Consider the following 5816-nt stretch of genomic DNA (forward strand, 5'->3'; position numbering starts at 1 on the left):
CCCATGGGCAGCGACGCCGCCGCGGGGCCAGGGACGGCCGGCGCGGGGGCGTCGGGAGCGATCAACGGGACGGATCGAGAACGATCTTGTGGACCCCGTCGGCGCGGCTGCTGTACAGCTCGTACGCCGCGGGCCCCTCCGAGAGCGCGAAGCGGTGCGAGACCACGGCTTCCGGGGTGATCCGGCCTGCCTGGGTCAGGGACATCAGGACCGGCAGCTCGTAGTGGACCGAGCACAGGCCGATGGCGAACTCCAGCTCCTTGACCTGGGCCAGCCCCATGTGGAAGGGGAAGGCCTCGTTCTGGCTGACCCCGACGACGCTGACGCGTCCTGCCTGCCGCACCGCCTTGAGAGCGAGTTGGATAGAGGCGTCCGAGCCCACGGCCTCCACCACGGCGTCCGGTCCCCGCCCCCCGGTCATGTCGCGCACGGCCCCCCGGGCGTCCTCGTCCTCGACCGGCTCGACGCCCATCGTGGCGGCGAAGGCACGGCGCTCCGCGACCAGGTCCACACCCAGCACCCGAGCGGCGCCCATGGCGAACGCGGACTGGGCGGCCATCAGGCCCACCGGGCCGAGGCCGATGACGAGCACCGTCTCGCCGGGGCCGATCCGGGCGCGGCGGCAGCCGTACCAGGCGGTGGGCGCGTTGTCGGTGAGGACCACGGCGGCCTCGTCGGAGATGTCCTCCGGCAGGCGCACCAGGTTGACGTCGGCGTAGGGCACCGCAAGGGCCTGGGCCTGGCTGCCCGGGAGCTGCGGGCTCACGCCGTAGCAGAGGTCGGTCATGCTCTTGGCGCGCTCGCACCGGGCGGTGAACCCGGCCGCGCAGGTCGGGCACAGGGTGCAGCCGACCGACGCGGGAAGCATGACCCGGTCACCGGGCCTGAAGCGGCTGACCTGGTCACCGGTCTCGACGACCACGCCGACGCACTCGTGTCCCGGGGTGTAGCCGACCTCCGGGCTGAACGGGTTGCCGCCGTAGATGTGCAGATCGCTGCCGCAGATTCCGGCCGCGGTGACCTTGACGACCGCGTCCGTGGGGCTCGCCACGACCGGGTCGGGGACCTCCTCGTAGCGGATGTCATGACGGCCTTGGTAAGTCAGCGCCTTCACCGGCTCCCACCCTCCCCTATGGCTGTGCCTGTACCTTGCCCAGCTGCGACCTCGAGAACCAGCTTTCCGTGGTTCGCGCCGCGGAACAGCCGCATCAGGGTCTCCGGGAACGCCGCGACCCCTCCGGGCACCACGTCCTCCAGCGACGTGAGCCGGCCCTCCGCCCGCCACTCGGCGAGCTGCGCGACACCCTCCGCGTAGCGGTCGGCGTAGTCGAACACCACCATGCCCGTCATGGAGGCGCGGTTGACCAGCAGCGACATGTAGTTGGCGGGACCCTGCGGCCGGGTGCTGTTGTACTGGGAGACCGCACCGCAGATGACGACGCGGGCCCCGCGCGCCAGCCGGAGCAGCACGGCGTCCAGGATGTCGCCGCCGACGTTGTCGAAGTACACGTCGACGCCGTCGGGGGCGTGTTCGCGCAGCGCCTTGCGGACGTCCTCGCTCTGGTAGTCGATAGCGGCGTCGAACCCGAACTCGTCGACCACCATCCGGCACTTGCGCTCACCGCCGGCGATGCCGATGACACGGCAGCCCAGGATCTTGGCGATCTGGCCGACGATGCTGCCGACGGCTCCGGCCGCACCGGAGACCACGACGGTCTGGCCCGGCTCGGGACGTCCGATGTCGATGAGGCCGAAGTAGGCCGTCAGACCCGACATGCCGAGCGTGCCGAGATAGGTCGGCAGGGGCGCCGCGGCCGGGTCGACCTTGGTGACGCCGCGCCCGTCGGAGAGGCAGAACTCCTGCACGCCGAACGTGCCGGACACATGGTCGCCGACGGCGAAGCCGGGATGCCGGGAGGCGGTCACACGGCCCACCGCGCCGGCGCGCATCACCTCGCCGATCTCCACCGGGCGGATGTAGGACCGGCCGGCGTTCATCCAGCCGCGCATCGCCGGATCGATGGACAGGTACAGGACCTGTACCAGGAACTCCCCGTCGGCCGGCTCGCCCACGGGCTCCTCGACGTGCTGCCAGTCGGTGTCGCGCGGTTCGCCCGCGGGACGTGCGGCCAGGCGTACCTGGCGGTTGGCTGTGGTCATCTCCGGCTGCTCCTGCGTTCGGCTGGTGGATCGGGCCGGCGGGCACAGCCGGCAGGCTGTTCGTCGCCGCGTACCGACGCACCACCGGCGCATACCGGCTAGTCGGTACGTCGCCGTGAGCGTACGGCCCCGCCCCGCCGGGGGCAAGAGCCGCCGGGTGCGACGTACGCCGCAGCCGACGCCATCCGGCCGCCGGGGGCCGGGGCGGCGCAGCCCGCCGAACGGCCGGGCCCGCTACGCCCCGAGGACGTCGGCGACCGCATCGAAGAAGCGTGTGTGCGCCGGCGCGCTGGGCGGGATCTCCGGATTCCACGGCATGAGCCTGGCGCGGGCCCGGAGTGCGTCCCAGTCCGCTGCCCCCCGCAGCCGCTCGACGGGGAAGGCGTTGGCCCGCACGTCCACCAGGACCACGTCCGGTTCCAGCCGGGCGGCGGCGGCCCAGTCGGTGGTGGACCAGTTGACCCCGGCGCCCGCTTCCGGTTCTGCCAGGCCGACGCCGCACGCCGACAGGGCCCGCAGATCGGACCAGGCGCCGGGCCTGGCCAGATGGACGCTGTCCTGGCCCGCGGGCGACAGGGCCAGGACCCGCACCCCGGCCGCTCCGGCCGCGGCGGCGCCCAACCGCCCCCGCGCCGCTTCGAGTCCGGCCGCGGCCGACGGCTCGGGCGCCGCGCCGAGGGAGCGCGCCAGCTCGTCGAACCGCCCACGCACCTCGTCGAACGAACGCCCCTGGCCGACGTCGAGCACGACGACCGGGACGCGTTCCTCCAGGTACTTGGCCGTGTCCGGATCGAGGCCGTAGATCTGGTCGGAGCCGTACGTCACGGCCACCACCAGGTCGGGACCGGCCGCCAGCACGGCGTCCGCGTCGACACCCGGGCCGGACCCGAGGTAGCTCACGTCGGTCAGCGGCAGGTCACCCGCCTTGGCCGGGTCGGGGCCCGCGCCGTCGTGGGCGGAGCCGAACACGCCGGCCGGCAGGAGCCCGTGGTCGAACAGCGCGGCGCCCGCCTGTATATAGGTGACCGGCCGGGCCGGGGTGCGTGGTGCGGACGCCAGCCGCCCGCGGTCGTCGAAGAATTCCCAGTGCGATTGTCGCGCCATGCGGCCAAGCCCCCCACGTCGAGCGGTCGTTCGGTGGTGTCGCTCCGGTCATCGACGTGTGACTGCCCCACCGCCCGCCGCCTCACGCCTCACGGGCGGCGCTGTTTCGCCCCCGGGGAGCCTGGCCGGGTCAGCGCGGCGCGGCGGCGGGCAGGGACACCTCGAAGCGGCAGCCACCGCTCACGTTGCTCACCTCCGCGTGGCCCGCGTGCGCCTCGACGATCCCGCGGACGATGGCCAGTCCGAGCCCCGCGCCGGCCGGCGGCGTACGGGCCTCGGAGCCGCGCCAGCCCGTGTCGAACACGCGGGGCAGATCCTCCTCGGGGATGCCTCCGCAGCCGTCGGTGACGGAGACGACCACCCGGTCCTCACGCCGTTCCGCGGCGACGGCGACCGTGCCGTCGGCAGGGGTCCGGCGGATGGCGTTCACCAGCAGATTGGCGAGGACCCGCGTCATCTCCTTGCCGTCCACCTCGACCGGGACCGGTTCGACGCCGTCGCCGACCAGACGCACGCCGTGCTCACGGGCCAGCGGATCGGCGCCCGCGAGAGCCTCCCCGACCAGGTCGTAGAGCGACATGCGGGTCGGGGTCAGCGCGAGCGCGCCCGCGTGGATGCGGGACAGCTCGAAGAGGTCGCCGACCATCGAGTTGAGCCGGTCGACCTCGGTGCGGATCTGGCGGAAGTAGCGGTCGGGGTCCTGGACGACGCCGTCCTCCAACGCCTCCGACATGGCACGCAGACCGGCGAGCGGGGTGCGCAGGTCGTGGGAGATCCAGGCGACGAGCTCACGCCGGGACGTCTCGAGGGCGCGTTCCCGTTCCCGGGACTCGGCGAGCCGGTCGCTGGTGGCCGCCAGTTCCCTGCTGAGCGCCTCCAGCTCGGCCGTGGAGGGGACGCCGGGCGCGGCGAAGGAACCGCCGTCCCCGAACGACCGGGCCGCGAGGGCCAGTTCACGGCTGCGTGCGACGACCCACCTGCCGAGCAGCAGGGCCGTCGCCAGGGAGACCACGGCCGCCATGGCCACGACCATGGTGACGACCGTCAGGTCGTGCGGTGACAGGAACATCGCCTGCGCGACCGCGAGGGTGCCCGCCAGCATGGCGGTGACGGTCACCGCCGCGACCACGGTCAGCGACACCGCGACGGAACGGTGCCGCAGCACCCGCAGCACGAGGGCGCCGACGATCCCGGCCGCCGCGGCGCCCATCAGGGCGTAGAACGCGATGAGCAGCATGTCCCGCACGGCGATCAGCCCTCTTCCGGCGAGTCGAAGCGGTAACCGACTCCCCATACCGTCTGGATCAGCTTCGGCCGGGCCGGGTCGTCCTCGATCTTGCCGCGCAGGCGGCGCACATGGACGGTCACGGTCGACAGGTCGCCGAACTCCCAGCCCCACACGTCCTGCATCAGCCGCTCACGGCCGATCGCCCTGCCCGGGTGCCGCATCAGATGGGCCAGCAGGTCGAACTCCCTCAGTGTCAGCGCCAGTTCATGCCCGTCCTTCGTCGCGCGCCGGGCACCCGGGTCGAGGACGATGCCCGCCGCCGCCAGCTCCGGCCCGGCACGCCGTTCCCCCGCTCCCCCGCCGCCCCTGCGCAGCACCGACTCGACCCGAAGCACCAGCTCCCGCGGGCTGAACGGCTTGGTCACGTAGTCGTCCGCGCCGACCTCGAGGCCGAGGATGCGGTCGTCCTCGTCGCCCCGCGCCGTGAGCATGATCACCGGTACGGGCGCCTGTTCACCGGCCCGCAGCCGGCGGCACACCTCCAGCCCGTCCATGCCCGGCAGCATCAGGTCCAGCACGACCAGGTCGGGCCGCCGCCCGGTCGCGAGCCGCAGCGCCTGCGGCCCGTCGGCGGCACGGTCCACGGCGAAACCCGCGCGCTCCAGGTACCCGGTGACGACCTCCGCGACCGTCGGGTCGTCGTCCACGACCAGAATGCTCTGCATACAGCCAGTGTCCTCGCCCGCGGGGACCTCCTACGGCCGGGCCGCCTTACGAAACCGTGACGTCCGATTCGTTCAAGACCACCGGCCCCGCCCCGCCCTACGTTGGTCCGCATGACTCCACGTTTCGACGCGATCGGCCTGGTCGTCAGCGACATGGCCGCCTCACTCGCCTTCTACCGCCGCCTCGGTCTCGACATCCCCGCGGAGGCTGACTCCGCGCCGCACGCGGAGGCCGTACTGCCGGGGGGACTGCGCCTGATGTGGGACACCGAGGAGACGGTGCGCTCCTTCGACCCCGACTGGACCCGCCCCACCGGCGGCGAACGCATGGCGCCGGCGTTCCTCTGCGACAGCCCCGCCGAGGTGGACGCCCTGTACGACGAACTCGTCGCCGCCGGATACCGGGGCCACCTCAAGCCCTGGGACGCCGTCTGGGGCCAGCGTTACGCGGTCGTCCTCGACCCCGACGGGCTCGGCGTCTCGCTCTTCGCCAGCGCCTCGTAGGCGCCCAGTGTGATCCCGGCCAGCGCGCGCATCTCCCGGGCGAGGTGCGCCTGGTCGGCGCAGCCGGCGCGGTGCGCGGCGTCCCCGTACGGGAC

The 5816-nt window shown here is 73.3% G+C and carries 6 protein-coding genes and 1 pseudogene; 1 reads left to right on the forward strand and 6 read right to left on the reverse strand.

Features of this window, described 5'->3' with window-relative positions:
• Nucleotides 1-61: 61 nt before the first annotated feature.
• From ACWGH4_RS29775 to ACWGH4_RS29795, 5 genes are all read right to left on the reverse strand, one after another.
• Nucleotides 62-1114, reverse strand: a complete 1053-nt coding sequence (locus ACWGH4_RS29775; RefSeq protein WP_453466379.1) for an alcohol dehydrogenase catalytic domain-containing protein — start codon at nt 1112-1114, stop codon at nt 62-64.
• Nucleotides 1111-2160, reverse strand: coding sequence for an NADP-dependent oxidoreductase (locus ACWGH4_RS29780; RefSeq protein ID WP_453466381.1), 1050 nt, complete (start codon nt 2158-2160; stop codon nt 1111-1113). Before ACWGH4_RS29780 ends, ACWGH4_RS29775 begins: the two co-directional genes overlap by 4 nt.
• 234 nt (nt 2161-2394) lie before the next feature.
• Entirely contained in the window at nt 2395-3264 is an 870-nt protein-coding gene (locus tag ACWGH4_RS29785; protein ID WP_453466383.1) for an ABC transporter substrate-binding protein, read from the reverse strand.
• A gap of 130 nt (nt 3265-3394) precedes the next feature.
• On the reverse strand, nt 3395-4510 hold the full coding sequence (locus ACWGH4_RS29790) for a sensor histidine kinase (RefSeq protein ID WP_453466385.1): 1116 nt from the start codon (nt 4508-4510) through the stop codon (nt 3395-3397).
• 5 nt (nt 4511-4515) lie between these two features.
• Complete coding sequence (locus ACWGH4_RS29795; RefSeq protein WP_453466387.1) at nt 4516-5217, reverse strand: response regulator transcription factor; 702 nt, start codon at nt 5215-5217, stop codon at nt 4516-4518.
• A gap of 111 nt (nt 5218-5328) precedes the next feature.
• Between ACWGH4_RS29795 and ACWGH4_RS29800 the strand changes: the two genes are divergently transcribed.
• The gene (locus ACWGH4_RS29800) at nt 5329-5721 is read left to right on the forward strand and encodes a VOC family protein (RefSeq protein ID WP_453466389.1); all 393 of its coding nucleotides are present in this window, start codon (nt 5329-5331) and stop codon (nt 5719-5721) included.
• Here ACWGH4_RS29800 and ACWGH4_RS29805 read toward each other — a convergent pair.
• Nucleotides 5661-5816, reverse strand: a pseudogene (locus tag ACWGH4_RS29805) (AraC family transcriptional regulator); the annotation flags it as partial. The gene ACWGH4_RS29800 and the pseudogene ACWGH4_RS29805 overlap by 61 nt on opposite strands.

The sequence above is a fragment of the Streptomyces sp. NPDC054847 genome, from assembly GCF_053610925.1.